Below are 26484 nucleotides of genomic sequence, written 5' to 3' on the forward strand. Positions count from 1 at the left end.
CGATACTGGAATTCTGTTATCGATTCCATTCCATGTCCGGATGACCGATCCTCGAGCCGCCCCCCGAACGACAGAAAGCCCAGCCTCCGTGTCGATCCGTCCGTTCCTGTCCCGCATGGGGATCGATCCCTACCTGATCGCCCTGATCGCCACCGTGACGCTCGCCTCGCTGCTGCCCGTCCACGGGCTGGGTGCCGAAATCATGGACAAGGTCGTCTATGCGGCGGTGGCGCTCCTGTTCTTCCTCTACGGAGCCAAGCTGTCGCCCAAGGCGGTGGCCGCCGGGCTGCTGCACTGGCGGCTGCAGTCGCTCGTGTTCCTGAGCACCTTCGTCCTGTTCCCCCTGATCGGCATCGGGCTGACCCTCCTGCTGCAGGACGAGCTGCCGCAGGAACTGGTGGTCGGCCTGATGTTCCTGTGCGTGCTGCCCTCCACCGTGCAGTCGTCGATCGCCTTCACCTCGATCGCGCGCGGCAACGTGCCGGCCGCCCTGTGCAGCGCCTCGATCTCCAACCTGGTCGGGATGTTCCTGACCCCGGTGCTGGTCGGCCTGCTCCTGACCACGAGCGAGTTGAGCTTCAGCCTCGATTCGATCTGGAACATCGTGCTGCAGCTGTTCGTGCCGTTCCTGGCCGGGCAGGCGGCGCGCCCGCTGATCGGGCGCTGGCTGGAAAAGCGCAAGCCGGTGGTCTCGCTGGTCGACCGCGGCTCGATCCTGCTGGTGGTCTACGCCGCGTTCAGCGAGGGCATGGTGGCGGGGATCTGGTCGCAGCTCGAATGGGAGGATCTGGCGATCGTCATCGGCCTGGACGTGCTGATCCTGGGACTGGTGCTGGCGCTCACCACTTTCGTGAGCCGCCGCGGGGGCTTCTCCAAGGAGGACGAGATCGCGATCGTGTTCTGCGGATCCAAGAAGAGCCTGGCCGCCGGGATCCCGATGGCCAACATCCTGTTCCCCGCCGGCGTGATCGGCATGGTGGTCCTGCCGCTGATGCTGTTCCACCAGCTCCAGCTGTTCGCCTGCGCGACCCTGGCGCAACGCTACGCCCGGCGGACCGACGATCCCGCGCCGCGGCCGGCCGGCGAGACCAGCGCCGTCCCTTCCGCGCCGTGATCCCGCAGGGCAGCCCCTCGCTCAGACCCGCCTCGCTCAGACCCGGATGATCCCGTTGAGCAGGCGCAGGATCGGGTCGGTCAGCTTGCGGCCGGCATCGGTCACCGCCAGGCAGAAGCAGTCCTCGCCCCGCTCCGCCCAGGGGCGGTGGTCGATCGCGGCATCGGCGATCGCCATGTCGCCGCGCAGGTAGCGCCCGGTATTGTCGCTGTAGGCGCCGCGCACCACCACGGTCAGCTCCAGCCCTTCATGGGTATGCTTGGGCACCGGCCATCCGGCCTTGAGGCGGAAGAACCGCGTGTCGAAGCCGTCCATGTCGGTGAGCAACGGATACTCGCAGAGCGGTCCGCGCCAGGTCCAGGGCATGTCGTCCAGCGGGGCCGGCAGGTGCCGCGCCAGGACCGGCGGGATCCCGGATTCCAGGCCATGCATCGGGGGCGGCGGTGGCGGGGGCTCGTCCAGGCGGGCCAGCATCGCCTCCAGGCTGCCGGGCGCCAGCGGCTCGGGCTTCAGGTCCGCCAGGAACGCACCGCCGATCTCCTCGTAGCCGCGCACAATGCCGCGGGCCCGGGGGTTCAGGGCGGCATGGGTCGCCACCGCGAGCGCCATCGGCGCCGGCAGTTGCCCCGCAGCGTACCCCATCAGCAGTTCCTGGCGGACCTCGTCCATGTCCATAGTGGCTGCTACGATCCTAATCGTTCACGTCGATCATCATCGAGCGCATCTTTCCTAGAGCCAGCCGCAATCGTGACTTCACCGTGCCGAGCGGCAGGGCCATCTCGTCGGCGATCGTGCTGTGTGACTTTTCCTCGAAATAGAACACCTTCAGGAGCGCTGCCTGGTCCGGCGGCAGGGTCTGGACGGCCGCCATGATCTTGTCGCGCATCTCGTTCGCCATCACGACCTCCTCGCCCAGCGGCGCACCATCGGGCTCGCTCTCGATCAGATCGTCGGTCATCGTCTCGGTGCCGCGGTCGCGGCGGAGCGAATCGATCCGCTTGTTGCGGGCGATCGTGTAGATCCAGGTCGCTGGCGAAGCCAGGCGCCGGTCGTACTGCTCGGCGCGCCGCCAGACCGACAGCATCGCCTCCTGGCACAGGTCGTCGGCGGCAGGCTCCGTGGCGCCCAGGCGGCGGAGATAGGCTTTGATCCGGGGCGCGAAATGCTGGAACAGCGCCGCGAACGCCTGACGGTCCTTGCGCACAGCCACCCGCTCGATCAACTCGGCGAAGTCCGTCTCTGGCTGATCGCCCGGAGGCTGTGGCGCGGTTCCCATCCCGGCAATCTGCGTGGCGTCCCGCCTGCATTCAAGATGCTGCCGCCAAGACTGCGACAGCCGTGTGCGGCCGCCCACATCCGGACGGCCCGCAGGCGGTCAGCCGGTCTGGACCGCCTGTTTCCACTGCGCCTGATAGTCCTCGAGCCCGGGGATCCGGGCGGGTGCCACCGGGGTGAGCGCGATCGTCGGGGTCGGCCGCACCAGCCGCCAGTGCAGTTCCGCGGCTCCAAGGGCGGTGCTGTCGGGCTCGGACGAGCAGCTCAAGGGCTGCGGCGCCCGCAGGGCGGCCAGGATCGGCGCGTACTGGCGGTCCTTGGCGAGGCCGCCGGCCAGGATCAGCTGCGACTTGCTCTTGAGCAGGTCGAGAACGACGTCGGTACCGAGCGCCACGTACAGGGAGGCCAGCGCACGGGCCTCGTTGGCGTCGGCGAGCGGGGGACCCACCACCCGGCCCTTGCCGCCGGTGCCCGGGAAGGTGTCGCCGTTCATGTTGAAGGTCGGCAGGGCCATGGTGCCCCGGGCGATCAGCCGCGCGACCGTGGCCTCGTCCGGCTCCGCCCCGCCCGGCCCCATGAGCTGGGAAACCAGGTCGAACTCGCGGCCGGCCATGAACCGCGCGGTGGCGACCGGCTTGCCGGTGAAGTCGGTGTTGCTGACCATGTCGCGCGCCGGGTCGAGCTCGCCCAGCGGCAGGTCGGTGTCGAAGGTGATCAGCCAGGTGCCGGACGAGAGCAGGGTGAAGTGCTCCAGCCCCGCCATCCGGTAGCGGCCGTAGTCGGCGTTGCTGTCATGGATGCCGACCCGGACCGGCGTCCCGGTCGGGACGCCGGTAGCCTCGGCAATCTCCGGGCGGATCCTGCCCAGCACATCGCCGGCGCGCAGCCGCTTGGGAAACAGCCGGTCGAATCCAAACTTGCGGGCGACGCTCGACCACTCGCCGGTGGAGGTGGCGATCAGCTGGGTCTGGGCGCCGAGCGCGCACTGTTCCCAGGCAAGCTCGCCGGTGAGCCGGAACCCCCAGTACTGGCCGAGCGGCACCACCGTGGCGACCTTGGCAAACTGCTCGGGATGTTCCCGCCGGGCCCGCCAGAGCTGGCGCGCCAGCAGCATCCCGTTCGGCGCCACCGAGCAGAAGGTCTCGTTGAACGGCGGCGCCTCCCGGGCGTAGCTCTCGATCACGTCGGCCGAGTGCTCGTCCTCGTAGTCCATGATCGGGAAGGCCAGCTCGCCCTGCGCATCCAGCATCGCGCAGGTCGACCCGTAGGCGGTCGGCACGATCGCCACGACGTTGACCTGCCGGGCCAGGTCGCGAAGCGCCTCCATCAGCCAGGCCTCGGTCGCCTCGACGTCGGGATGCTGCCAGGGCGGTCCCGGCAGCGGCCGGTTCGGGGCGCGGCTCTGCCCCAGGATCGTTCCTTCGGTATCGATCGCGAGGAGCTTCATGTTGGTCTTGCCGACATCGAGCACCAGCACCGCGTCCCGCTGTCCTTCGCTCATCCCGACCTCCCTCGGATCCTGATCTGTTGACAGGTGCCCTGGCCGCAGCCCAGCCTCCGCCTCACTTGGGGGCAGGGGATTGGCAGGAACATGGCGAAGGTCAAGCATCGTAAGCTTCGGCAGGAAATCATCGACGCCTGCCTGCGCATGACCGAACTCGGGATCAACCAGGGCACCGCCGGCAACATCAGCGCCCGCATCGACGAAGGCATCATCATCACCCCGACCGGGATGCCCTACGAGGACCTGAAGCCTTCCGACCTGCCGGTGGTGTTTTGGGACGGCACCTACGAAGGCGAGCGGATGCCGTCCTCGGAGTGGCGCTTCCACTGGGACATCCAGCGCTCGCGCCGCGACATCGACGTGGTGGTGCACAACCATGCGATGCATTGCGTGGCGCTGGCCTGCATGAACGCCGACATCCCACCCTTCCACTACATGGTCACCATCGCCGGCGGCCACGACATCCGCTGCGCGAAATACGCGCGCTACGGCACCCAGGAACTGTCCGACAACGCCATCGAGGCGCTGAAGGACCGCTATGCCTGCCTGCTCGCCAACCACGGCATGATCGCGATCGGCGGGACCGTGAAGAAGACCCTGGGCCTCGCCCACGAGGTGGAGGTCATGGCGGCGCAGTACTGGCGCGTCCTGGCGGCTGGCAAGGCGAAGCTCCTGAACGCCGAGCAGATGGACGACGTGCTGGTCCGCATCCGCAACTACGGCAAGCAGCCCGAAGACATCCTGGACGGCACGCCGCCCGCCATGGAGCCGCCGCCCAGGCGGCGCTGAACCCCTGAAGCTGTTCGCCCGCATCTGCGCGATCTATGGCCGGCCGGGCGTGGCCGGGCACTGCCTGCGCCTGCAGGACGAGCACGGCTTCGACGTGAGCCTGGGCCTGGCGGCGCTGGTGGACGGCCAGGCCGGCCGGGCATGGTCGCCGCCCTTCCTGGCCGAGCTGCGTGCTACCGGATGGGACGAGCGCAGCGCCGTCACCAGCGCCCTGCGCCATGCCCGCCGCCTGGCCAAGCCCCTGGCCTCCGTCGACCCCGCCATGGCCGAGCTGCGCACCGCGATCCTGCGCCAGGAGCTTGAGGCGGAGCGGCTGGCGGTGGCGTGGCTGGAGGAGCGGCTGGGACCGCTGCCGGACCCGGACCGCACCGATCCGGTGACGGCTTCCGCCAACCTGCGGCTGGTGACAGGCCCGAACCCGCCACAACACCTTCTCGATCCGCTGCTCGGGTTCGACGACGGTTGACAGGTGGCTGTCCCTGACCCGATCGAAGAACTGATCGGGTGGCATCGACTGGACCCAGCGGATCGCATGGAACTGTACCTTCCGATCGCCGAGATGTCGGTGGACATGGTCGTCCTGCTGGGCCTGGGAGCCATCGTCGGATTCCTGTCCGGGATGTTCGGGGTGGGCGGCGGCTTCCTGATGACGCCGCTGCTGATCTTCATGGGGATCCCGCCGGCCGTCGCCGTGGGGACCCAGGCCCTGCAGATCCTGGCCTCCTCGTTCAGTTCCGTCCTCAACCACATCCAGCGCGGCTCGGTCGACCTGAAGATGGGCGCGGTGCTGGTGGGCGGGGGCATCCTGGGCTCCAGCCTCGGCATCGTGATCTTCCGGATCGTGCGCGACCTCGGCTATATCGACGTCACCATCGCGTTCTCCTACGTGATCCTGCTGGGCACGGTCGGCGCCACCATGCTCAACGAGAGCCTGCGCACCGTCCTGCAGACGATCCGGCCCCGTGGCTCCAGCCAGCCCAAGCGCAGCCAGCGCCACGGCTTCGCCCATCGCTGGCCGCTGAAGCTGCGCTTCCCCCGTTCGCGCCTCTACATCAGCGCGCTCCTGCCGGCGCTGATCGGGGGCGCGGTCGGCATCCTGACCGCGATCATGGGCGTGGGTGGCGGATTCGTGATGATCCCGGCCATGATCTACCTGATCAAGATGCCGGCATCGATCGTGGTCGGCACCTCCCTGTTCCAGATCACCTTCGTCGCGGCGCTGACCACCTTCCTGCAGGCCACCTTCAACCACACGGTCGACATCGTGCTGGGCCTCCTGCTGATCGTGGGCGGCGTCATCGGCGCCCAGATCGGCACCCGGGTCGCCCTGCAGCTGCGCGGCGAGTACATGCGCCTGGCCCTGGCGCTGCTGATCATCCTGGTCTGCCTGAAGCTGGTCTGGGACCTGATCTCGACCCCGACCTTCCCCTTTGAACTCGTGAACTGACCCAGGATCCGCCCCTTCGGGCACCGGGGCAGCCGGCCCGGGTTGTGCGGGAGGCGGGCGCGCGTGCCCGCCGCAGGGACGAGGTCGTCAGCATGGTCGAACGGCTCGCGGTTGTCTGGGAGAGGCTTCGCACCGATCTCTGGCCGATCCCCCTCGGCATGCTGCTCCTGACGCTCCTGCTCTACCTGGCGACGGCCAGGATCGATGCGATGATCCCCGACGAGGTGGCGCTGCGCCAATGGTGGCTGAACAGCGGCAGCGGCGACGACGCGCGCAACCTGCTCTCGACGCTGGTCACCGCCATCATCACCATGTCGAGCCTGGTCTTTTCGATCACCGTGGTGGCGCTGTCCGTGGCGGCAAGCCAGTTCGGCTCCCGCCTGATCCGCAGCTACATGACTGATCCCTGGACCAAGCTGGCGCTCGGTCTGTTCACCATGACGGTCATGTACTGCGTCCTGGCGTTGCGCGAGGTCGGCGCCGACATGGCGCCCGAGGACGTCCCGCATCTGGTCGTCACGCTGGGGCTAGTCATGGGGCTGGGCTGCGTGCTGGCGCTCCTGTTCTTTCTCCAGACCCTGGCCCGCTCGCTGATGGCCGGCGAGGTGATACGGCGGGTCGCCCGCGAGCTGGAGCAGGGCGTCGGGGAACTGCCGCCGCTGACGGAACCGTCTGCCCGGGTGCCGGCGGCAGGTATGCTGCCCGTGGATTTCGAGGCGCGTGCCGTTTCCCTCACGTCACAGGAACAGGGCTACATCCAGGCCATCCAGCACGAGCGCCTGGTCGATCTCGCGCGGGACCATGGCGTGCTGATCCGGCTGGCCGACCGCGCCGGAACCTTCGTGAGCAAGGGAGAGCGGCTGGCGGACGTTTGTCCGGCCGCGGCGGTGGGCCCGGGCTTCGCCCAGGCGCTTCAGGACGCCATTGTGATCGGCTCCAGGCGGACCGCGAACCAGGATCTGGCCTACTCCATCCGCCATCTGGTCGACATCGCGCTGCGCGCCCTTTCACCGGCCATGAACGATCAGAACACCGCCATCGTGGTGATCGACCACCTGCGCGGGGCCCTGGCCCATCTCCTGGCGCGGCAGCTGCCGTCCGGGCTTCATCGCGACGCGGCGGGCGACGTGCGGGTGGTCGGCCGGCAGGTCAGCCATGGCGAGATCTTCGCCGCGGCGTTCCACCAGATCCGGCACGCGGCGGCCGGCTATCCCGCGGTGATCATCGCGCTGCTGCACGCTCTCGGCCGCCTGGCGGAGCATGTCCGCCTGCCGGAGCAGGGCGAGGCCCTGCTGCACCACGCCCGGCTCGCCGCCGCGGCCGGGCTCCGCGGCCTGGAGGAGCCCAGCGACCGCGCCGACATCGAGGCAGCGTTCGCCGCCGCGGAGCGCCGGCTGCGGGAATGTTCCGCCCATCCGGTGGGGAGGGACCGTCTGGCCGGCTGGAGCGGCAGGCACCTCCAGACATCCGGCTTCGGCCCGGCCGCAACCGCGGCCGGCAGCGCAGATGCCTCTTCTTGAGTGGCCCGGCATTCGCTATGGCCGTTGCCTGCGACCGCAACCAGACGAGAAGCGCCGGTTGGTGCCGAGGGAGGCTGAATGCTCAAGGGAATCGATCCGCTCCTGAACGCGGACCTGCTCTACGCCCTGCGCGCCATGGGCCATGGCGACGACATCGTGATCGCCGATGCGCATTTCCCCTCGGAAACCATGGCGACGCGCCGGCTGATCCGCATGGATGCCGCCAACGGTCCGCGGGTGCTGGAAGCGATCCTCTCGGTGATGCCGCTGGACGACTTCGTCCCGGACCCGGCCCTGCGCATCGAGGTGGTGGGCGACGAGCAGTCGGTGCCGGAGGTGTGCGCCGAATATGCCAGGCAGGTCGACCGAGCGACCGCCGGGGCCGTCCAGCTCGGCCAGATCGAGCGCTTCGCCTTCTACGAGCGGTCGAAGAAGGCCTTTGCCGTGGTCGCGACCGGCGAAACCCGGCTCTATGGCTGCATCCTGCTCAAGAAGGGCGTGATCCGTCCGGACAGCTGAGGAGGAATAGCATGTTCTCGCGATGCCACTGGCTGAACGAGCCTGCCGACTGGCGGGTCGACGGCGACACGCTCCGGGTGGTGACCGGCCCGAAGACCGATTTCTGGCGCGAGACCTATTACGGCTTCACCCGCGACAGCGGCCATTTCTTCGGCGAGCGCGTGGAGGGCGACTTCACCGCGGAGATCCGGGTCCGGGCCCGCTACGAGACCCTGTACGATCAGGCCGGGCTGATGGTGCGGGTCGACGAGGCGAACTGGGTCAAGGCAGGGATCGAGCTGTCGGACGGCCATCCGCTGCTCAGCAGCGTGCTGACCGTCGGTCGGTCGGACTGGGCGACGGGTCGCTTTGCCGGCGATCCCGGCGACTTCCGGCTGCGGGCGACGGTGGAGAAGGGCGTTCTGCGCCTGCAGGTCTCGACCGATGGCCGGACCTGGCCGCTGCTGCGCCTGGCGCCCTTCCCGGTGGCCGGTTCCTGCAGCGTCGGCCCGATGTGCTGCACGCCGGAGCGGGCCGGCCTGGAGGTCGAGTTCTCCGACTTCTCGATCGGTCCCCCGAACGGCAAGGACCTGCACGACCTTTCCTGAAAACGTGTGCCGCCCACACCGATGCATGGCAGCCATCGCTGCTTGCTGCGCTGCGGCATGAGGGTGGAATCTGGACCCGTTTTGGTTTATAGGGCCGGCCACGACTACGCGAGCAACCTGCTCGCGCCCCCCTATCACGGCCGAGCACCAGCTTCATGGATCTGCGTAACATCGCGATCATCGCGCATGTCGACCACGGCAAGACCACGCTTGTCGACAAGCTTCTCCAGCAGTCCGGACTGTTCCGCGATAACCAGCAGGTCCAGGAACGGGCCATGGATTCCAACGACCTGGAGCGCGAGCGCGGGATCACGATCCTGGCCAAGTGCACCTCGGTTGCCTGGAAGGACGTCCGGATCAACATCGTCGACACGCCTGGCCACGCCGATTTCGGCGGCGAGGTCGAGCGCATCCTGGGCATGGTCGACGGCGTGGTCCTCCTGGTCGATGCGTCGGAAGGCCCGATGCCGCAGACCAAGTTCGTGCTGGGCAAGGCGCTGCGCCTCGGCCTGCGCCCGATCGTGGTGATCAACAAGGTCGACAAGCCCGACCAGCGCGCCCACGAGGTGCACGACGAGGTATTCGACCTGTTCGCGGCGCTGGACGCCACCAACGAGCAGCTGGACTTCCCGACCGTGTTCGCCTCGGCCAAGAACGGCTGGGCCGCCAACGACCCGGATGGCCCGCGCGAGAACCTGGCCCCGCTCTACGACCTGATCGTCTCGCATGTCCGCCCGCCGCAGGTGGACCTGGAGGCGCCGTTCTCGATGCTGGCCACCACGCTGGAGGTGAACCCCTATCTGGGCCGCCTGCTCACCGGCCGCATCACGTCCGGCCGCATCAAGCCGAACACCACGATCAAGGCGATGAGCCGCACCGGCGAACTGCTGGAGCAGGCCCGCGTCACCAAGATCCTGGCGTTCCGCGGCCTGGAGCGCACCCCGGTCGAGGAGGCCGAGGCGGGCGACATCATCGCGATCGCCGGCATCCAGAAGGCGACCGTGGCCGACACGCTGTGCGACCTGGCGGTTTCCGAGCCGATCCCGGCCCAGCCGATCGACCCGTCGACCATCGCGATGACCTTCTCGGTCAACGACAGCCCCTATGCCGGCCAGGAAGGCACCAAGGTCACCTCGCGGGTGATCCTGGACCGCCTCCGCCGCGAGGCCGAGGGCAACGTTGCGATCAAGGTCACCGAGAGCGCCGGCAAGGATGCCTACGAGGTGTCGGGCCGGGGCGAGCTGCAGCTGGCCGTGCTGATCGAGCAGATGCGCCGCGAAGGCTACGAGATGTCGATCAGCCGCCCGCGCGTGCTGATGCAGGTCGACGAGGAGACCGGCCAGAAGCTCGAGCCGATCGAAGAGGTCACCATCGACGTCGACGAGGAATATTCCGGCATCGTCGTCGAGAAGCTGACCCAGCGCCGTTCCGAGCTGAAGGACATGCGCCCGGCCGGAGCCGGCAAGCAGCGCATCGTGTTTCACAGCCCATCGCGCGCCCTGATCGGCTATCTCGGCGAGTTCCTGACCGACACCCGGGGCACCGGCGTGCTCAACCGGATCTTCTTCGCCTTCGAGCCCTACAAGGGCACGATTGCGCAGCGCCACACCGGCGTGCTGATCAGCAGCGAGCTGGGCGAGGCGGTCGCCTACGCGCTGAACTACATCTCCGAGCGCGGCCCGCTGTTCGTCAATCCCGGCGAGAAGCTCTATGCCGGGATGATCATCGGCGAGCACACCCGGGAAAACGATCTCGAGGTCAACCCGATCAAGACCAAGAAGCTCACCAACATCCGCGCCGCCGGCAAGGACGACGCGATCAACCTGACGCCGCCGATCCGGATGACCCTGGAAAAGGCGATCGCCTACATCGCCGATGACGAGCTGGTCGAGGTGACGCCCAAGGCGATCCGCCTGCGCAAGCGCTACCTGGACAGCAACGAGCGCAAGCGTATGTCCCGGCAGAGCGAAGCGGCCTGAGCCGTTTCGCGGCTTTAAGACGAGGAAGGCGGGAGCAATGCCGCCTTCCTCGCCCAGGCGATCGGAGCGTCGTTTCCTGCTGATCGCAGAACCCCTCCAGGCAGCGCGTCCACTCCGCTTGGCGGTTAAATCACGCAGCTCGATATCTTTACGCCGTCCGAAGCCCTATATGTCGGGTCACAGCTCGACCTGACAGGCAGCGTCATGGACCGCAAGCTTGCCGCCATCATCGCCGGGGACGTGGTCGGCTACAGCAGGCTGATGGCCGAGGACGAGGCGGCGACCCACAGCGAGGTACGCTCGGCCTTCCGCGAGATCGTCGAGCCGATCGTGGAACGGCACCGCGGCTGGACCTTCAAGCATACCGGCGACGGGTTCCTCACCGTCTTCGCCAGCGTGAATGCCGCGCTGGAGGCGGCGATCGAGATCCAGCAGGGCTTCGCCGCCAGCCGCCTCGACCTGCGCCTCGGCCTCAACCTGGGCGATGTCATCGAGGACGACGGCGACATCTTCGGCGACGGCGTGAACGTGGCGGCCCGGCTCCAGGCCATGGCCGAGCCAGGCAGCATCTATGCGAGCGCCGCCGTGATCCGTAGCGCGGACAAGGAGCATGCCGCGCAGTTCTGCCGGATCGGACACCGCCACGCCAAGAACCTGCCCCAGGCGATCGAGGTGTTCACGCTGCGCCCCGGCGATCCCGCCATGCGCCCGGCCGGCGTGGCGGTTGTCCATGGCGGCCGTCCCTGGCTGCACGCGCGCCCGACCTTGTATGCCAGCCTCTGCGCCGGCCTGGTCCTTACCGGCGTGATGGTCGGCGACAGCCGGCCCGGCCGCATCGCCGCAGGTGACCGGCAGCAGGCATCGTCGGAGCGCCTAGCCGCCGAAACCCGCCCGACCGTCGCGGTGCTGCCCTTCGACAATCTCAGCCCGGACGCCAGCCAGACCTATTTTGCCGACGGCCTGACCGAGGACGTGATCGCCAACCTGGCTCGGAACCGGGAATTGATGGTGATCGCGCGGAACTCGACCTTCGCCCTGGCCGACGAGCCTGCGGACATCCGCGAGGTCGGCGCGCGGCTGGGCGCCGAATACGTGGTGGAAGGCAGCGCCCGCCGTTCCGGCGACCAGCTGCGGGTGGTCGCGCAGCTGATCGATGCGGGGACCGGTATCCATCTCTGGTCCCACAGCTACGACCAGCGGATCGAGGACGTGTTCGCCGTCCAGGCCGACCTCACCGCGCGGATCGTTTCCTCGCTGGTCTCCTACGTCCGGCAGTCGGAAGCGGCGGCTGCGGTCAGCCGGCCTACCGAGAACCTGCGCGCCTATGACCTGGTGCTGCAGGCACGCGGGCGCCACAAGCACGGCCCGGCTGACCGGGCCGCCCTGCTGCAGGCGCGGGCGCTCTACGAGCGGGCCATCGGGCTGGATCCGGGCTATGCGGCCGCCCATGCCTATCTGGGCCTCACCTACATCGCCGAGTCGTTCGGACGTTCTGGCGCCGCCGCGATGGAGGGCCATGAACGAGGGCTGGCCCTGGCCCGGCAGGCGATCCGCCTGGAGCCCGACCTGCCCCTGGCCTACCAGGTCCTGAGCTTCGGCCTGGCCGGCAGCGGCGCCTATGCCGACAGCATGCGCGCGGCGCAGCGTGCGGTGGACCTGAACCCGAGTGATCCCGACAGCCTGATGGCGCTGGCCAAGGCGCAGCTCCGGTTCGGTGCCTATGCCGAAGCAGTCCTCAATGCCGAGCGGGCGCGCCGGCTTCACCCGATGGCGCCGGAATACTACGCTTACATCTATGGCCAGGCGCTCTATGCGGCCGATCGGGCTGGCGAGGCGGACGAGGTGCTGGCGGAGTGCCTGCTGCGTGCGCCGCGTAATGCCGACTGCCTGAAGATCCATGCCGCCGTGCTGGTGCGGATGAACCGCCTGGACGAGGCGCGGGCAGTCATGATGCAGCTGCTGGACAGCGAGCCCGGCTTCTCGCTGGCGGCTGAGGAGGAGGGGCGGCGCTTTGGCGATTCGCCGCTGATGCAGCGCTTCCTGGCCGATCTCGACCAGGCCGAGGCGCCTCCCTCCGCGGCGTGAGCGGCGCTGCTCCGCCCCGCCCTGAAGCGGATCTCCACCCTCCCACCGGAACAGGCAGCGAGGCTGCCCTGGTGCCGACCAGGCTCGACCGGACGAGCGGGCAGGCCTGGCTGATCCCCCAGCATCGGTCGCCGGTTGACACCGATCGCGCCTGCACCCAAAAGTCATCAGACGTCTGATGAGTTGAGGTGCTGAGCTTGCTTGCTGCCGACCTGCCTCCCCCTGCGGCCTCCACGGCGGTCCATCGCGCGCGCCAAGCGGTGGCAGCCTTGATCGGCGAAGGCGGTCTGCGGCCGGGCGGTCGTCTCCCCTCGGAAGCCGAACTCGGTCCCCGGCTCGGCGTCTCGCGGGCGACGCTGCGCGAGGCGATGAAGCTCCTGGAGCAGGACGGCCTGATCCAGACCCGCCACGGCAGCGGCCGCTACGTGACCGCCGCTGCCGCGCTCCGGGTCGAGCGGCCGATCACCACCTATGAAAGCATCAGCCAGATGCTGCGCCGGCAGGGCTGGGAGCCGCGCGTGGACTTGCTGGAGGTCGAGGTCGAGGCAGCCTCGGCGGAGGTCGCCCAGGCCCTGCAGCTTCCCTCCGAAGCCCCGGTCGTCCGGATCGAGCGCCTGTACCGGCACGACGACAAGCCGCTGGTGTTCTGCGTGGATCAGGTGCCGGCCGACCTGCTGCCCGGCCTGCCGGCGCCGGGCGACCTCGCCGCCTCACTCAACGACCTGCTGGAGCGCCATGGCTGCCGACCGCGCATGTCGACCGCGACGGTCTCGGCGACCGTGCTGCCCAAGGCCCTGGCGCAGCGCTACCGGCTGGCCGGGCTCGATCCCTGGCTGCTGGTCACCGAGACCTGCCTGGCCGACGACGGCCGCCCGGTCATGCACGCCCGCGACCATCACCGCGGCGACATCTTCTCCTTCAACTTCTCTCGCCGGTGAACGGCGAGGGCCATTTCTCCCGACGCTAATCGGAGTTCCAGGACGTGGAAGAACTCGCCACCTACGTGGCCAAGGCCAAGCAGTCGCTCTACTTCAGCGGTGCCGTGATCGAGCGCGATCTTAGCGGCTTCCTGAAGGACCATGGTGCCGCTGCGACGGCGATCGGCAAGGACCTCGCCGGCAAGATCGACGGCATCGCCCTGATCGGCAGCGGCGGCTCCTGGGCCACCCTGCAGACCGCGAAATACGCGCTCGACGGCGTCCTGGACATCCCGGTCGAGTGCTATTTCAGCTTCGACCTGCTCTGGCGCCAGCCCCGCCGGATCGGGCCGAACATGCTCTACGTGTTCGCCAGCTATTCCGGCGAGACCGACGACGTCGTCCGGGCGCTGCGCTTCGCCAAGTCCAAGGGTGCCCGCACGCTCGGGATCGTCGGCAAGGCCGGCAGCACGATCGACCGGGAATGCGACTTCTCGATCGTCTACGGCAACGGCGCGATCTTCGAGATCCCGGTGGCCGCCCTGGTCCTCCTGGCCCAGGGCCTGCAGCCCGGCTCGGTCGACGAGCTGGCCGCCGCCCTGCCGGCCGTCCCCACCGCGCTCGGCAAGGTGCTGGCGGGTGCCGACGCGCGCGCCGAGGCCGATGCCCGCCGCTTCCTGTCGGCCACCAGCATGATGGTGATGGGCGCGGGCCCGCACAGCCCGCTCGCCTACAAGGTGGCGCTGACCGTGGTGATGGAGAACATCCGCATCAACGGCACCTATTGCGACGCCGCCGAGTTCCGCCACGGTCCCGCGGAGGCGTTCGAGCGCCTCAAGCCCGACATGATGTTCTTCCTGGGCACCGACCAGTCGCGCGAGACCACCGAGATGGTGCTGGGCTTCTGCGAGAAGCAGGGTGCGCGCACCCTGGTCTACGATGCCCGGGACTATGGCGACGTCCATCCGCTGCTGGCGCCGCTGGTCACCAACAGCCTGACCCAGTACTTCACCGTCTACTCGGCGATCCTGCGCGGCATCACCGACCTCGACCCGCGCGTGTTCATGGGCCACGGCGTGCTCAACGCCGCCGGCGCCTCCTGGCCGTGAGCGGCCTCGCCCCGGGCGACGGCCAGGGCGGTCTGGTCGCCACCCTGGGCGACAACTGCATCGACCGGTTCGAGCCGCCGATGGACCACTCGCTGGTCGGCGGCAATGCGGTCAACGTGGCGGTCCAGCTGGCGAGGCTGGGCCGTCCGGCCGCCTATTTCGGCGCGGTGGGCGACGACGCGGCGGGCCGCCGCACGATCGCGGCTTTGGCAGGCCAAGGCGTGGCCACCGGCCACGTCCAGGTCCTGGACGCGCCCACTGCCTATACCGTCATCGAGGTGGATGCGCAGGGTGAGCGCCGCATCGGCTTCGAGGAGTTCGGCGCCTGTGCCCTCTACCGGCCAGGCGAGGCCGATCTCCTGGCTCTCTCCAAGGTCCGCCATGTCCATGTCGGCTGGCTTCCGGAGGCTAGGCACTGGGGCGAGCGGCTGGCCGCCATGGGCGTTTCGGTGTCGCAGGACCTGGCGGTCAACCGCAGCATCGGCCCGCTCGAGATAGCCTTCGATTCCGCCGGCGAGGACCGGGAGCGCGCCCGGCAACTGCTGGACGAGGCGCTGGCCGCCGGTGCCAGGCTCGCGGTGGTGACCATGGGGGCTATGGGTGCGATCGCCGGTGCCGGTCGCCGGATCTGGGCGGTCGAGGCCAGTCCGATCGACCCCGTCGACACCACCGGTGCGGGGGACAGCTTCATCGCGGGCTTCCTCCATGCGCGTCTTCAGGGCAAACCGGTGGAAGACAGCCTTGCCGCCGGGCGGGACGCAGCGGCCAGAACCTGCCTGCACCCCGGCGGCTTCCCGCAGCCGCTTGAAAGGCTCTGACCGCACCATGTTGATCGGAATCGAGGACGTCCGCGCCGCCGCCGCCACGCTGGACGGCAAGGTTCGCCGCACGCCGATGATGCGTGCCGACCAGTTCCTGAACCCGCCGGCCGATGCGTCGATGTGGCTGAAGCTGGAATGCCTGCAGGCCACCGGCTCCTTCAAGGCGCGCGGCGCCACCAACCGGCTGCTGCGGACCCCGCCCGAGAAGCTGAAGAACGGGATCGTTACCGCGTCCGGGGGCAATCACGGCCTGGCGGTGGCGCGGGCCGGCCATCTGGCGGGCGTGCGCACCACCGTGTTCCTCCCGGAGACCTCCTCCCCGGCCAAGCGCGCCAAGATCGCCGCCTGGGGCGCGGATGCCCGGGTGGTCGGGCCGCAATGGGACCAGTCCAATGTCGCGGCGCTGGCCTTCGCCGAGGAAACCGGCGGCACCTATTTCCATCCGTTCGGCGACAAGGACGTGGTCGCCGGCCAGGGCACCGTCGCCCTGGAGGTGCTGGAGGAGCATCCCGACACCAACGTGTTCCTGATCGCGATTGGCGGCGGCGGCCTGATCGCCGGCATGTCGACCGCGATCCGCGCGCTCAAGCCCGATGCCCGCATCATCGGCATCGAGCCCACCGGCTCGCCGACCCTGCATGCCAGCCTCGCCGCCGGCCATGTCGTGACCCTGCCGGCGGTCACCACCACCATCCCGACCATGGGTTGCGGCCGGACCATCGACCCGATCTACGAGATTGCCGCCCGCAACGTCGACGAGGTCGTCCTGCTGGAGGACGAGCAGATGGCGGAAGCGGCGAGGTGGCTCTGGTTCGAGTTTGGCCTGGCCGCCGATTGCAGCGGTGCCGCCGCCGCCGCGGCCCTGCGCACCGGCAAGGTCCAGGTGGACCGGGGCGACAAGGTCTGTGTCCTGGTCTGTGGCTCCGGCACCGACGGGATCGGCTGAGCCGGCTAGCCGGCGTCGCCCGCGCGGTCCTGCACCTGGAACAGCGGGACCGCGAGGGGAAATCCCTTGAGCTGGCTAGGGCCGAGCTCGATCCAGCCCCCGTGGTTCTGGCAGGCTTGCCGCACCTCGGCGGAGGCGACGATGGCTCCCGCCTCGGCGGCCCCGCAGATCCTGGCCGCCATCTGCACGGTGGTGCCGAACAGGTCGCGGCTGTCCTCGATCGGCTCCCCGGCGTGAAGGCCGATTCGCACCTGGATGGGCTGGGCGCTCGACCGGTTGAACGCGGCGAAGGAGCGCTGGATCTCGCAGGCGCAGGCGATTGCGGCATCGACCTCGAAGAACGAGGCCATGATGCCGTCGCCGGTATGCTTGACCTCGCGGCCCTGGTGGCGGCCGAGTGCCCGGCGCACCAGCGCGTCGTGCGCCCGCACGATCTCCACCGCGAACCGGTCGCCCAGCCGCGCGGTCATCTCGGTGGACCCGACGATGTCGGTGAACATCACCGTCCGGAAGGCCGGTTCCAGGTCGACCGGCTGGTCCGGCGCCGGCGGCGCCGGATCGGCGATCCGGCCGAGGAACGCTTCCACCGCGCTGAGCTCGACCTCGACCAGGACGTTCGGGATCCCGCCATGGGAGTCCTGGTGCACGCGCGTGACCGTTTCCCGGTCCGGGGCGTCGACCAAGCAGAACACCGTCCCCCGCGCCTCATCGAACCAGTAGGTCAGGAACTTGACGCCATAGCGGTCCTGGATCGCAATGTCCTGGCGATGCGCTTCCGCGGCGGCTTCCGCGGTGGTGCCGTTGAAGTCGTGGCGATCCATGAAGATGGGCATCGGCTCCGCCTCCTTCCGGGCCTGGATTCCCCTCCAGTCTAGCAGCATCGGAAGCGATGCGCGCAGATCCCCATCACACCCCGTCAGGAATCCTGGCTCAGCCCCACAGGGCCGGCGTGGCCGCCGCCATCACCCCGGGCTCGACCGCCATGCCAGGATGGCGGTCCTCGCGCAGCAGGAACGGCGCGTCCAGGTCGACCAGCATCGTCCCGGCGACCAGCAGGCTGGCCGGCGCCATCGCCAGCGAGGTGCCGAGCATGCAGCCGACCATCAGCTTCATCCCGCGCCGCTCCGCCTCGGCCCGCAGCGCCAGCGCCTCGGTCAGGCCGCCGGTCTTGTCGAGCTTGATGTTCACGCCGTCATAGAGGCCGGCCAGCCGTTCCACGTCCGCCCGGACATGGCAGGATTCGTCGGCGATCAGCGGCACCGCGCTTCGGAACCCGCGCAGCGCCTCGTCCCCGCCGGCCGGCAGCGGCTGCTCGATCGCGATCACCCCGAGATCGGCCAGCCTGGCGTGCACCTCCCCCAGCAGTTCCACCGGCCAGGCCTCGTTGGCGTCCACGATCATCCGCGCCCCCGGGACTGCGGCCGCGATCGCCGCTACCCGTTCGACCACGAGGTCCTGGTCGAGCTTGATCTTCAGCAAGCGGCCCGGCCCCAGCCGCCGCGCCGCTTGCGCCATCGCATCCGGGGCATCGATGCTCAGGGTGAGCGCGGTCTCGAACCGGTCCGGCACCTGCACCCCCGCCCGCCGGGCCGCCGGCACCCCGGAAAGCTTCGCCTCCAGGTCCCAGAGCGCGCAGTCCAGGGCGTTGCGGGCGGCACCGGGATGGAGCCGGTCCTGCAGCCGCGCCCGCCCGGCCCCGTCGGGCGTGAGCCCCTCCAGTTCCACGGCCGCCAGCTCGGCGGCCACGCTTTCCGGGGTCTCGCCGTAGCGGCTGTTCGGCCCGCACTCGCCGCGGCCGGTCCTTCCCTCGGCCGAGAGCGACGCCACCACCACCGAGGTGGCGGTCCGGCTGCTGCGTGAGATCCGGAACACGCCGGCAAGCTCGTGCCGCTCGATGACGACCTGCAGTTCCATCGCCGCTCAGCCCGGCAGGTTGTCGACGATCGCCGCCGTGCCGTGCACGACCGGATCGACACAAGGGAGCTGGAACTCCTGCTCCAGCTCCCGGCAAAGGCGGTCGGCCTCCGCCCGCGCCATGTGCTGGGTGTTGAGCGCGATGCCGATGAACCTGGCGTCGGGGTTGGTCAGCCGGGCGGCAGCGAGGTTCGCCTCCATGCAGCGGTCCAGCGGTGGGACGGGAAAGTCCGGCATGTGGCGCATGTGCGGCCGGGTCGGCTCGTGGCACATCACCAGCGCGTCCGCCGCCGCCCCGTGCAGGAGGCCCAGCGACACCCCGGCATAGGAGGGATGGAACAGCGAGCCCTGCCCTTCGACCACCCACCAGTGGCCCGGATCGCGGTCCGGGGTCAGCCACTCGACCGAGCCGGAGATGAAGTCCGACACCACCGCGTCGAGCGGCACCCCGCCGCCCGCGATCAGGATGCCGGTCTGCCCGGTGGCCGCGAAGGTCGCGTCGATGCCGCGCCGCTTCATCTCCGCCTCCAGCACCAGCGAGCTGTACATCTTGCCGATCGAGCAGTCGCTGCCGACCGTGAGCAGCCGGCGGCCGGTCCGCCGCTTGCCCTTGCCGATCGGGTAGGGGCCGCCGGCATGGCGCACGTCGTGCAGCGTGCGGCCGAGTTCCTCCGCGCGCCGGCGCACGATGTCGATGTCCGACAGCCGGGCGTGCAGCCCGTTGGCGACGTCCATGCCCAGTTCCAGCGCCTCCAGGATCGCCGGGATCCAGGCCTGGTCGATATAACCGCCATGATTGGCGATCCCGAGCACCAGGGTCTTGGCACCCCGCGCCGCCGCCTCCTTCAGGTCGAGGTCCGGCAGCCCGACCGAGAGCGTGCAGCCCGGCAGCCGGTGCTGGCCGACGCAGAGCTCCGGCCGGAAATAGGCGATCCCGCGCGCGGTCTTGGCGCTGATCGGGTCCTGCACGTCGCCGAGATAAAGGAGATAGGGGCTGGCCAGCATCGTCATGAAAGCAACCACGGGCTGAAGCGAAGGGTCCTGGCCAGGATAGGGCGGCCGGACGCGCGCGTCGCATATCAAGAACGACAAGGCCATGAGCCTGGGTTATGGCTTGGGGGCCACCGATCGAAGTCCGACCCGTTGCGCCTGCGTCACCTCGAGATCTTCAACACCGTCATGCTGACCGGCTCCGCCAGCGGCGCCGCTCGCCTCCTGCACGTCTCCCAGCCGGCCGTCACCAAGATGCTGGCCCAGGCCGAGGATCAGGCCGGCTTCCGCCTGTTCGAGCGCAGCGGCGGCCGGATCCTGCCCACCGCCGAGGCGCAGGCCCTGTTCGCGCTGACCCGCCGGGCGTTCTCGGCCATGGACGATGTCCGCCGGCTTGCCGCCAACCTGCGGGATGGCCAGGCCGGCCGCATCCGGATCGCGACCATCCCCGCCCTCAGCCTGGGGGTGCTGCCGCTGGCGGTGCAGCGCTTCCTGGCGGCCCATCCGGGGGTGGGCTGCGACGTCGCCACCCACCATACCCACGAGATCGTCCAGAACCTGCTGCACCACGAGCTGGATGTCGGTTTCGTGTTCAACGCGCCGCCGCACGAGGCGGTCCGCGCCGAGGCGATCGCCCAGGCCCGCATGGTGGTGGTCGCGCCCGGCGACCGGTCGCAGGACGGGCCCGTGGCGCTGCGGGATCTGGCGGGCGGGAAGTTCATCGGCCTGGACCAGGCCGACCCGCTCGGCGGCCTGCTGCACGGCGCCTGCCAGAAGGCCAGGGTCGAGCTGGACGTGGTGGTGCGGGTGCAGACCTACCATACCGCCCTGCAGATGGCCGGCGCCGGGGTCGGCCTGGCGGTGATCGACCCCTACACGGCGCAGGCCGCGCGCGGCGCCGTCGCCATCCGCGAGTTGGACCCGCCGCTGCCCTTCACCCTGCACGCGCTGACCGCCCGCTCCCGGCAGTCCAGCAACCTGGTCGACCGGTTCGTCGCGCATCTGAAGGCGGCCGAGCGCGAGATCGCGCGCCCCTGGCGCCAGCCCGGCTAGGCCGCCGGCGTCACAGCCAGCGCTTCAGCTTGAACAGGAGCCACGGCACGAAGGCCGAGGCCAGCATCAGCAGGAGCGCATAGGCATAGCCCCAGCGCCAGTGCAACTCCGGCATCAGGTCGAAGTTCATTCCGTAGATGCTGGCGATCACCACCGGCGGGGTCAGCACCATGCTCATGATCGACAGGATGTAGATCACCTTGTTCTGCTGGACGTCGATCAGGCCCACCGTCGCGTTGACCATGAAGTCCATGCTGTTGTTGAGGTCGTGGTCGTAGTCCGCGATCGCGCGCAGGTCGTCCTCGATGAGGTGGAACTGCGTGGTCGGCGGATGGTCCCGGCCATGGCTGCGCCGGAATGCCAGGAGCCGCTCCAGGCTGTGCAGGCACTCGCGCAGGCCGAAGCTGGTCATGTGGTGGATGCCGATCCGCTCTAGCACCTCCTGGAGCACGCGGATGCGCCGGGTGACGTTCGGCCCGCGGTGGCGGTCCGGGCCGCTCGTCCCGCGCCGGAAGATCGCGCGCTCGATCTTCTTCAGGTCGCTGCCGATGAACTCCAGCCGGTCGGCGATCCGGTCGACGATCACCTCCAGGAGGGCCGCCAGGATGCTGTCGGCATCGCTCAGCTTCCACTCCCGGTTGCCGGCGCGCTCGACGAACCGGTCGACCGCGTCCGGCTCGCCGTAGCGGACCGTGATCAGCCATTCACCGGTGCGCACGAAGATCACCGGCAGGGTCCGCAGCGGCTCCATCTCGCGCCCGTAGGCGACGATGGCGCTCATGTAGAGCGTGCCGTTGCGGGCGATCAGCCGGCTGGAGGTCTGGATTTCGCTGGCGTCCTCCCGCGAGGGCACGTTGACGCCGAGGAGGCGCTCAAGCTGCGCTTCCTCGGCCTGGGTCGGATCGATCACGTCGATCCAGGCCACCTCTCCGGGAAAACTCCCTGGCGTTGGGGCCGCCGCCCGGTGCAGGCTTCCGTCCGCGATCTGGAAGTAGCGTAGCACCCTGCACCTGCGCCCTGGCCCGGAGCGAGCCTAGCGCCCGCCGGACCTCCCGGCCACGGCGAACATGAGGCAACGGCTCCGGGCGCCGCCGGGCGTCAGATCGAGCCCGCTTCGACCATGTAGTTGTTGGCTGTGCACATCGCGGCATCGTCGGAGGCCAGGAACAGCACCATCCGCGCCAGGTAGACCGGCTCGATCGGGAAGGGCAGGCACTGCCGCTTCATGGTGTCCTCCAGGGCCTCCGGCGTCACCCACAGCTCCTTCTGCCGCTCGGTCATCACCCAGCCCGGCACCACCGTGTTGACCCGGATCCGGTGCGGGCCCAGGTCGCGGGCGAACGAGCGGGTCATGCCGTGCACCGCCGCCTTGGCAGAGGTGTAGACCGGCATGCCGCCACTCGCCTGCCACCAGGAGTTCGAGCCGAAATTGATGATCGAGCCTTTGTTGGCCTTGATCATGCCGGGCGCCACCGCCTGGATCGCGAACAGCATGTGGCGCAGGTTGGTGGCGATCCGCTCGTCGTAATATTCCGGCGTCACGTCCTGCCAGCCGTGCCGGTCGTCGCGCGCGGCGTTGTTCACCAGCACGGTGGCCGGCCCCAGCGCCGCCTCCAGCGCCGCGAAGGCCCGCTTCAGGTCGGGGATGTCGCGCAGGTCGCAGGCCTCGAAGCGGATGTCGGCGCCCTTGGCGGCCAGCTCGTCGACGACTGCCTGGCCACCCTTGGCGTCGATGTCGACGAAGCCGATCCGGGAGCCCTGCTCCGCGAAGGCCCGGACGATCTCCAGGCCGATGCCCGAGGCACCGCCCGTGATGAAGACGACAGCCTCTTTCAGGCTGGGATAATGGGCAAACGACATGGAAAAGCCTCCTGATCCGATGCGGGGCAACCTCTGACGGCCGGGGTCAGGCCGTCAATGCCGCGCGTGCGGCCTGATGGGCGGCGGGAGAGGGAGGCAATCCGCGCCGTACGGGAGGCGCAAAATCTAATAGAGCATGTTGTGCAACCTCCGCCGCGTCCGTCCGTTGAAGCGGCCGGTGGCGAGGCTCCACCCTTTTGGGGCCGGCGATGCCACGACCGGTGCGGTGAGAAACATTATGAAGCTCTTTGAGTGTCAGCATTGCGGGCAGATGCTCTACTTCGAGAACACGGCCTGCGTCCGCTGCGGGCACCGCCTTGGCTACCTTCCCGACCCCGCCATGCTGTCCGCCCTGGAGCCGGAGGGCGACCACTGGCGTGCGCTGGCGGCACCCGACCGGCCGATGAAGTTCTGCAGCAATGCCGAGCTCGACCTGTGCAACTGGATGCTGCCGGCCGACAGCCCGGACCAGTTCTGCAAGGCCTGTCGTCACAACCGCACCATCCCGGACCTGTCGGAGCCGCGGAACGTCGAACTGTGGCGCAAGATCGAGATCGCCAAGCACCGGCTCTTCTACACGCTGATCGCGCTGAAGCTGCCGCTGGACAACCAGGAGGACGATCCCGAGCACGGGCTGGCGTTCGACTTCCTGTCCGACCAGCCGGCCGGGCCGGCCCAGCCACGTCCGGCCCCGGTGCTGACCGGCCATGACCAGGGCCTGATCACCCTCAACATCGCCGAGGCGGACGACGCTCATCGCGAGCAGACCCGCAAGGAGATGGGCGAGCCCTACCGCACCCTGCTCGGCCATTTCCGCCATGAGGTCGGCCACCACTACTGGGATATCCTGGTGCTGGCGCGGCCCGACGTGCTGGAGAAGTGCCGCGCGATCTTCGGCGACGAGCGCGAGGACTACGGCGAGGCGCTCAAGCGCCACTACGACCACGGCGCGCCCCCCGACTGGCAGGAGAACTATGTCAGCGCCTACGCGACCACCCATCCGTGGGAAGATTTCGCCGAAACCTGGACCCATTACCTGCACATCGTCGACACGCTCGAAACGGCTTCCGCGTTCGGCCTGAAGGTCGATCCCAAGGTCGGCAACGACGACGATGACCTCAGCGCCGACATCGACAACCTGAAGGCGACCCGCGTCCGCCATGTCCAGGAATTGATCGACGCCTGGCTGCCATTGACCTTCGCCGTGAACAGCCTGAACCGGTCGATGGGGCAGCCGGACCTCTACCCGTTCGTGCTGTCGCCGGTGGTGATCGAGAAGCTGGGCTTCATCCACGACCTGGTGCACCGGAAGATCTGAGCGGGCGAGGGCGACCGGGGGTGATTGGCGCTTTCGCCCTTGGGCAGATGCGGTAGTCTGGATCGAGAAGCAGCGGGAGACGAACCGATGTCAGCAAGGGTCTGTCCGAAGGACCGGCGCTCCGTCCTGGGGTTGCTGGCTGCCGCCACCATCGCCCTGGCCAGCCTGCCGGCCCTCGCCCACCATGGCTGGTCCTGGGCCGAGAGCGAGCAGATGACCCTGGAAGGCACCATCCAGTCGATCTCCATGGCGCCGCCGCACCCGGTCCTGCAGGTGATGTCGAGCGACGGCGTCCTCTGGCAGGTCGACCTCGGCAACCCCCGCCAGACCGAGCGCTCCGGCTTCACCGGCGACACCGCCGCACCCGGCGACGCGATCACGGTGCTGGGCAACCGCTCCAGCGATCCGGACGACATGCACATGAAGGCCGTCCGCATCACCATCGACGGCCAGAACTACGACATGTACCCGGAGCGGATCCAGGGCAACTGAACCGGCTTTGTCCGCGACGTTGATCGAGTGGCTGGGTGCCTGGCCTGGAGCCGTGCTCCTCCAGAACTCGGGCACCTTCTATCTGTTCGTCAACGCTGCCCACATCCTCGGGATCGGCCTGATCCTGGGTGCCATCCTGCCGCTCGACCTCCGGCTGCTCGGCCTGTTCCGCTCCGCACCGCTCGCCGTGCTGGGCCCGTTCTTGTCCCGTGCCGCCGCCTTTGGCGTCGTGCTCGCGATCCTGACCGGGCTGTGGCTGTTCTCGGTTCGGCCGGCGCATTACCTGGGCAATGCCGCCTTCCTGTGGAAGCTCGGGCTGCTGGCGCTGGCGCTGGTCAACATCGGCCTCCAGCACGGCAACCGCCACTTCCGGACCGCCGGCACGGCCGGGTCGATCCACCCCAGCGTCCGGGTGCTGGCGTTCCTGTCGATGGCGCTCTGGCTTTCCGCCCTCGTGGCCGGCCGGTGGATCGGCTTCCTCTAGGCTCGCGTGCGCGCGACCGCCTGAAGCTGCGGCGCCTCCGCCCAGGGCGGGCCATCGGCCATGGCCGGTTCACGGCAGGACCGGATCGGGACCCAGGGCGGCGCTCAGCATGTCGATCACGGCGCGCACCGCCGGGGTCATCCCGCGCCTGGAGGCGAACACCAGGTGGCGCAGCCCCTCGCCGGCATGCCAGCCGTGCAGGATGCGGACCAGGCGGCCATCCGACACCGCCGGGGCGGCCACCTGCTCCGGCAGGCAGGCGACGCCCAGGCCCGCGATCGCCGCCTCGACCAGGATCACGAAGTCGGTGGTGGCCAGCCTCGGCTCCTGGACCACCGTGGCGCTGGCGCCATGGCGGTCCTGCAGGTGCCAGCTCGTCGGGCCGGGCTGCTCGGTATGGGCCAGCATCGGCAGGGCTGCCAGGTCCTCGGGCGTCGAGGGAGCGCCGTGGCGCGCGAGCAGGCCCGGGCTCGCGACCAGGATCGTCGCGTTCCGCCCCAGCATCTTCAGGATCAGGGACGCATCGGTATCCAGCCGGGTGCGCACCCGGATGGCGACGTCGACGCGGTCCTCGATCAGGTCGAGCGGCTGGCTGGAGAACAGGAACTGCAGGCGGACCTTGGGGTGGGCGGCCAAAAACGGCGGCACGGCCTCGGCCAGGGCCCGCACGAAGCCGGGCGGGCAGCCGATCCGCACGATCCCCTGGGGCTGCGCCTGGATCCGCGCCGCCGCCTCGTCGGCGGCCTCGGCCTCGGCCACCATCGCCCGGCAGTGCCGGTAGTAATGCTGCCCGGCCTCGGTGACGCTCACCTTGCGGGTCGAGCGCTCCAGAAGGCGCAGCCCCAGCCGCTCCTCCAGCCGCGCCACCCGCCGGCTGAGCTGCGACTTGGGCAGGGCGAGGGCGCGGGCCGCTGGGGAAAAGCCCCCGTGGCGGACCACGGCTGCGAAGCACGCCAGGTCGTTGAGGTCCTGCACCAGTCCCTCCATTGTTCCATCAGTGGAACAGTGTGGTCGACATTGTGGGACTAACCGGACGATCGTTCCACGCTTAACTCCGTAGGCAGACAACACGGCATCCGCCGCGCCCTTCGGAGACACGAAGCCATGAAGCTCCTGCACGTCGATTCCAGCATCCTCGGCGCCGCCTCGGTGAGCCGTACCCTGTCGGTAGGGATCGTCGAGAAGCTGGCCCGCACCATCCCGGGCCTGGAGATCACCTATCGCGATCTCGCCGCTGAGCCGGTGCCGCATCTGTCCGGCGCCTATCTGGCCGCGGGCAGCACGGCGCCCAGCGCGCACGAGCCGGCCCTGCAGCACGACCTTGCACTGAGCGAGGCGGTGCTGGAGGAGTTCCTGGCCGCGGACATCGTGGTCATCGGCGCGCCCATGTACAATTTCACCATCAGCACCCAGCTCAAGGCCTGGATCGACCGCCTGGCCGTCGCGGGGCGCACCTTCCGCTACACCGAGAACGGGCCCGAGGGCCTGGCCGGCGGCAAGCGGATCGTGGTCGCGTCCAGCCGGGGCGGCTTCTATGGCGCCGGCACCGCGCTGGCGGCGATCGACCATCAGGAGCCCTACCTGAAGACCATCTTCGGCTTCTTCGGCATCACCGACATCGAGTATGTCCGCGCTGAGGGCGTGGCCACGGGCGAGGCGCAGCGCACCAAGGCGCTGGACGACGCCCGCGAGGTGATCACCCTGTTGCAGGCGGCCTGACCGGCCCACGCCGGGACGGGTGCCCGCCGTTTTACACGAACG

Annotated in this window: 27 protein-coding genes; 18 read left to right on the plus strand and 9 right to left on the minus strand. The window is 69.3% G+C overall.

Translation table 11 applies throughout. From position 1 onward, the window contains the following. The first annotated feature begins 115 nt into the window (after positions 1-115). The gene (locus tag GEMRO_RS28670; protein ID WP_051328880.1) at positions 116-1114 is read left to right on the plus strand and encodes a bile acid:sodium symporter family protein; all 999 of its coding nucleotides are present in this window, start codon (positions 116-118) and stop codon (positions 1112-1114) included. Positions 1115-1150: 36 nt separating this feature from the next. Here the strand turns inward: GEMRO_RS28670 and GEMRO_RS0109240 are convergent, their stop codons facing one another. The 3 genes from GEMRO_RS0109240 to GEMRO_RS0109250 form a co-directional block, all read right to left on the minus strand. Continuing rightward, positions 1151-1783 carry a ChrR family anti-sigma-E factor gene (locus GEMRO_RS0109240; RefSeq protein ID WP_035486871.1) on the minus strand — a complete coding sequence of 211 codons (633 nt, stop codon included), beginning with the start codon at positions 1781-1783 and terminating at the stop codon, positions 1151-1153. 22 nt (positions 1784-1805) lie between these two features. Continuing rightward, on the minus strand, positions 1806-2336 hold the full coding sequence (locus tag GEMRO_RS28675) for a sigma-70 family RNA polymerase sigma factor (protein ID WP_240476644.1): 531 nt from the start codon (positions 2334-2336) through the stop codon (positions 1806-1808). A gap of 153 nt (positions 2337-2489) precedes the next feature. Then, on the minus strand, positions 2490-3890 hold the full coding sequence (locus GEMRO_RS0109250) for an FGGY-family carbohydrate kinase (protein WP_027133752.1): 1401 nt from the start codon (positions 3888-3890) through the stop codon (positions 2490-2492). Positions 3891-3980: 90 nt separating this feature from the next. Here GEMRO_RS0109250 and GEMRO_RS0109255 point away from each other — a divergent pair, with 90 nt between their 5' ends. The 12 genes from GEMRO_RS0109255 (at position 3981) to GEMRO_RS0109310 (ending at position 16612) form a co-directional block, all read left to right on the plus strand. Continuing rightward, positions 3981-4682, plus strand: coding sequence for a class II aldolase/adducin family protein (locus GEMRO_RS0109255; protein WP_027133753.1), 702 nt, complete (start codon positions 3981-3983; stop codon positions 4680-4682). 31 nt (positions 4683-4713) lie between these two features. Next, a complete protein-coding gene (locus tag GEMRO_RS0109260) occupies positions 4714-5148 on the plus strand; it encodes a DUF2390 domain-containing protein (protein ID WP_276202851.1) in 435 nt (144 codons plus the stop codon). Between the two features lie 66 nt (positions 5149-5214). Then, positions 5215-6129 carry a sulfite exporter TauE/SafE family protein gene (locus GEMRO_RS0109265; RefSeq protein WP_027133755.1) on the plus strand — a complete coding sequence of 305 codons (915 nt, stop codon included), beginning with the start codon at positions 5215-5217 and terminating at the stop codon, positions 6127-6129. A 92-nt stretch (positions 6130-6221) separates the two neighbouring features. Then, positions 6222-7649: a DUF2254 domain-containing protein gene (locus GEMRO_RS28680; RefSeq protein ID WP_051328881.1), complete on the plus strand. Its 1428-nt coding sequence runs from the start codon at positions 6222-6224 to the stop codon at positions 7647-7649. A gap of 78 nt (positions 7650-7727) precedes the next feature. Next, positions 7728-8168 carry an RbsD/FucU family protein gene (locus GEMRO_RS0109275; RefSeq protein WP_027133756.1) on the plus strand — a complete coding sequence of 147 codons (441 nt, stop codon included), beginning with the start codon at positions 7728-7730 and terminating at the stop codon, positions 8166-8168. Between the two features lie 11 nt (positions 8169-8179). Continuing rightward, complete coding sequence (locus GEMRO_RS0109280) at positions 8180-8755, plus strand: DUF1349 domain-containing protein (protein WP_027133757.1); 576 nt, start codon at positions 8180-8182, stop codon at positions 8753-8755. Positions 8756-8910: 155 nt separating this feature from the next. Beyond that, positions 8911-10734, plus strand: a complete 1824-nt coding sequence (gene typA / locus GEMRO_RS0109285) for a translational GTPase TypA (RefSeq protein ID WP_027133758.1) — start codon at positions 8911-8913, stop codon at positions 10732-10734. A 204-nt stretch (positions 10735-10938) separates the two neighbouring features. Then, positions 10939-12819, plus strand: coding sequence for an adenylate/guanylate cyclase domain-containing protein (locus GEMRO_RS0109290; protein WP_027133759.1), 1881 nt, complete (start codon positions 10939-10941; stop codon positions 12817-12819). A gap of 188 nt (positions 12820-13007) precedes the next feature. After that, on the plus strand, positions 13008-13757 hold the full coding sequence (locus tag GEMRO_RS0109295) for a GntR family transcriptional regulator (RefSeq protein WP_084506758.1): 750 nt from the start codon (positions 13008-13010) through the stop codon (positions 13755-13757). Between the two features lie 44 nt (positions 13758-13801). Then, entirely contained in the window at positions 13802-14845 is a 1044-nt protein-coding gene (locus tag GEMRO_RS0109300) for an SIS domain-containing protein (RefSeq protein ID WP_027133761.1), read from the plus strand. A gap of 80 nt (positions 14846-14925) precedes the next feature. Next, the gene (locus GEMRO_RS0109305; protein WP_051329573.1) at positions 14926-15663 is read left to right on the plus strand and encodes a PfkB family carbohydrate kinase; all 738 of its coding nucleotides are present in this window, start codon (positions 14926-14928) and stop codon (positions 15661-15663) included. A 7-nt stretch (positions 15664-15670) separates the two neighbouring features. Then, positions 15671-16612, plus strand: a complete 942-nt coding sequence (locus GEMRO_RS0109310; protein WP_240476646.1) for a threonine ammonia-lyase — start codon at positions 15671-15673, stop codon at positions 16610-16612. A gap of 5 nt (positions 16613-16617) precedes the next feature. Here GEMRO_RS0109310 and GEMRO_RS0109315 read toward each other — a convergent pair whose 3' ends face one another. From GEMRO_RS0109315 to dgcN, 3 genes are all read right to left on the minus strand, one after another. Further along, positions 16618-17445: a nickel-binding protein gene (locus GEMRO_RS0109315; RefSeq protein ID WP_027133764.1), complete on the minus strand. Its 828-nt coding sequence runs from the start codon at positions 17443-17445 to the stop codon at positions 16618-16620. A gap of 97 nt (positions 17446-17542) precedes the next feature. Continuing rightward, positions 17543-18526 carry an N-acetyl-D-Glu racemase DgcA gene (gene dgcA, locus GEMRO_RS0109320; RefSeq protein WP_027133765.1) on the minus strand — a complete coding sequence of 328 codons (984 nt, stop codon included), beginning with the start codon at positions 18524-18526 and terminating at the stop codon, positions 17543-17545. Positions 18527-18532: 6 nt separating this feature from the next. Beyond that, the gene (dgcN, locus tag GEMRO_RS0109325; protein ID WP_027133766.1) at positions 18533-19531 is read right to left on the minus strand and encodes an N-acetyltransferase DgcN; all 999 of its coding nucleotides are present in this window, start codon (positions 19529-19531) and stop codon (positions 18533-18535) included. Between the two features lie 138 nt (positions 19532-19669). Between dgcN and GEMRO_RS28685 the strand changes: the two genes are divergently transcribed. Beyond that, positions 19670-20569, plus strand: coding sequence for a LysR family transcriptional regulator (locus GEMRO_RS28685; RefSeq protein WP_051328883.1), 900 nt, complete (start codon positions 19670-19672; stop codon positions 20567-20569). A gap of 10 nt (positions 20570-20579) precedes the next feature. On the opposite strand, the gene GEMRO_RS0109335 is transcribed toward GEMRO_RS28685, so the two are convergent. Together GEMRO_RS0109335 and GEMRO_RS0109340 are read right to left on the minus strand one after the other, a co-directional pair. Next, a complete protein-coding gene (locus tag GEMRO_RS0109335) occupies positions 20580-21494 on the minus strand; it encodes a CorA family divalent cation transporter (RefSeq protein WP_027133767.1) in 915 nt (304 codons plus the stop codon). Between the two features lie 173 nt (positions 21495-21667). Further along, the gene (locus GEMRO_RS0109340; protein WP_027133768.1) at positions 21668-22429 is read right to left on the minus strand and encodes an SDR family NAD(P)-dependent oxidoreductase; all 762 of its coding nucleotides are present in this window, start codon (positions 22427-22429) and stop codon (positions 21668-21670) included. A 238-nt stretch (positions 22430-22667) separates the two neighbouring features. Between GEMRO_RS0109340 and GEMRO_RS0109345 the strand changes: the two genes are divergently transcribed. From GEMRO_RS0109345 to GEMRO_RS0109355, 3 genes are all read left to right on the plus strand, one after another. Further along, positions 22668-23747 carry a zinc-binding metallopeptidase family protein gene (locus GEMRO_RS0109345; protein WP_027133769.1) on the plus strand — a complete coding sequence of 360 codons (1080 nt, stop codon included), beginning with the start codon at positions 22668-22670 and terminating at the stop codon, positions 23745-23747. 87 nt (positions 23748-23834) lie between these two features. Then, positions 23835-24239 (plus strand): DUF6152 family protein, encoded by a 405-nt coding sequence (locus tag GEMRO_RS28690; RefSeq protein WP_240476649.1) that lies wholly within the window; start codon positions 23835-23837, stop codon positions 24237-24239. Between the two features lie 7 nt (positions 24240-24246). Continuing rightward, positions 24247-24723 (plus strand): DUF6644 family protein, encoded by a 477-nt coding sequence (locus tag GEMRO_RS0109355; RefSeq protein WP_157505521.1) that lies wholly within the window; start codon positions 24247-24249, stop codon positions 24721-24723. 69 nt (positions 24724-24792) lie between these two features. Here GEMRO_RS0109355 and GEMRO_RS0109360 read toward each other — a convergent pair whose 3' ends face one another. Beyond that, complete coding sequence (locus GEMRO_RS0109360) at positions 24793-25698, minus strand: LysR family transcriptional regulator (protein WP_205624940.1); 906 nt, start codon at positions 25696-25698, stop codon at positions 24793-24795. 129 nt (positions 25699-25827) lie between these two features. Between GEMRO_RS0109360 and GEMRO_RS0109365 the strand changes: the two genes are divergently transcribed. Then, on the plus strand, positions 25828-26442 hold the full coding sequence (locus tag GEMRO_RS0109365; RefSeq protein ID WP_027133773.1) for an FMN-dependent NADH-azoreductase: 615 nt from the start codon (positions 25828-25830) through the stop codon (positions 26440-26442). Positions 26443-26484: the final 42 nt, after the last annotated feature.

Origin of the sequence: Geminicoccus roseus DSM 18922, assembly GCF_000427665.1 — a bacterium.
GTDB classification, from domain to species: domain Bacteria; phylum Pseudomonadota; class Alphaproteobacteria; order Geminicoccales; family Geminicoccaceae; genus Geminicoccus; species Geminicoccus roseus.

Bases quoted from the DNA above. Each gene is read 5' to 3' on its own strand.
- GEMRO_RS28670 (WP_051328880.1), top strand. From the start codon at position 116: ATGGGGATCGATCCCTACCTGATCGCCCTGATCGCCACCGTGACGCTC.
- GEMRO_RS0109240 (WP_035486871.1), bottom strand. From the start codon at position 1,783: ATGGACGAGGTCCGCCAGGAACTGCTGATGGGGTACGCTGCGGGGCAA.
- GEMRO_RS0109250 (WP_027133752.1), bottom strand. From the start codon at position 3,890: ATGAGCGAAGGACAGCGGGACGCGGTGCTGGTGCTCGATGTCGGCAAG.
- GEMRO_RS0109255 (WP_027133753.1), top strand. From the start codon at position 3,981: ATGGCGAAGGTCAAGCATCGTAAGCTTCGGCAGGAAATCATCGACGCC.
- GEMRO_RS0109265 (WP_027133755.1), top strand. From the start codon at position 5,215: ATGGAACTGTACCTTCCGATCGCCGAGATGTCGGTGGACATGGTCGTC.
- GEMRO_RS28680 (WP_051328881.1), top strand. From the start codon at position 6,222: ATGGTCGAACGGCTCGCGGTTGTCTGGGAGAGGCTTCGCACCGATCTC.
- GEMRO_RS0109275 (WP_027133756.1), top strand. From the start codon at position 7,728: ATGCTCAAGGGAATCGATCCGCTCCTGAACGCGGACCTGCTCTACGCC.
- GEMRO_RS0109280 (WP_027133757.1), top strand. From the start codon at position 8,180: ATGTTCTCGCGATGCCACTGGCTGAACGAGCCTGCCGACTGGCGGGTC.
- typA (WP_027133758.1), top strand. From the start codon at position 8,911: ATGGATCTGCGTAACATCGCGATCATCGCGCATGTCGACCACGGCAAG.
- GEMRO_RS0109290 (WP_027133759.1), top strand. From the start codon at position 10,939: ATGGACCGCAAGCTTGCCGCCATCATCGCCGGGGACGTGGTCGGCTAC.
- GEMRO_RS0109305 (WP_051329573.1), top strand. From the start codon at position 14,926: ATGGACCACTCGCTGGTCGGCGGCAATGCGGTCAACGTGGCGGTCCAG.
- GEMRO_RS0109310 (WP_240476646.1), top strand. From the start codon at position 15,671: ATGTTGATCGGAATCGAGGACGTCCGCGCCGCCGCCGCCACGCTGGAC.
- GEMRO_RS0109315 (WP_027133764.1), bottom strand. From the start codon at position 17,445: ATGCCCATCTTCATGGATCGCCACGACTTCAACGGCACCACCGCGGAA.
- dgcA (WP_027133765.1), bottom strand. From the start codon at position 18,526: ATGGAACTGCAGGTCGTCATCGAGCGGCACGAGCTTGCCGGCGTGTTC.
- dgcN (WP_027133766.1), bottom strand. From the start codon at position 19,531: ATGCTGGCCAGCCCCTATCTCCTTTATCTCGGCGACGTGCAGGACCCG.
- GEMRO_RS0109340 (WP_027133768.1), bottom strand. From the start codon at position 22,429: ATGTCGTTTGCCCATTATCCCAGCCTGAAAGAGGCTGTCGTCTTCATC.
- GEMRO_RS0109345 (WP_027133769.1), top strand. From the start codon at position 22,668: ATGAAGCTCTTTGAGTGTCAGCATTGCGGGCAGATGCTCTACTTCGAG.
- GEMRO_RS28690 (WP_240476649.1), top strand. From the start codon at position 23,835: ATGTCAGCAAGGGTCTGTCCGAAGGACCGGCGCTCCGTCCTGGGGTTG.
- GEMRO_RS0109365 (WP_027133773.1), top strand. From the start codon at position 25,828: ATGAAGCTCCTGCACGTCGATTCCAGCATCCTCGGCGCCGCCTCGGTG.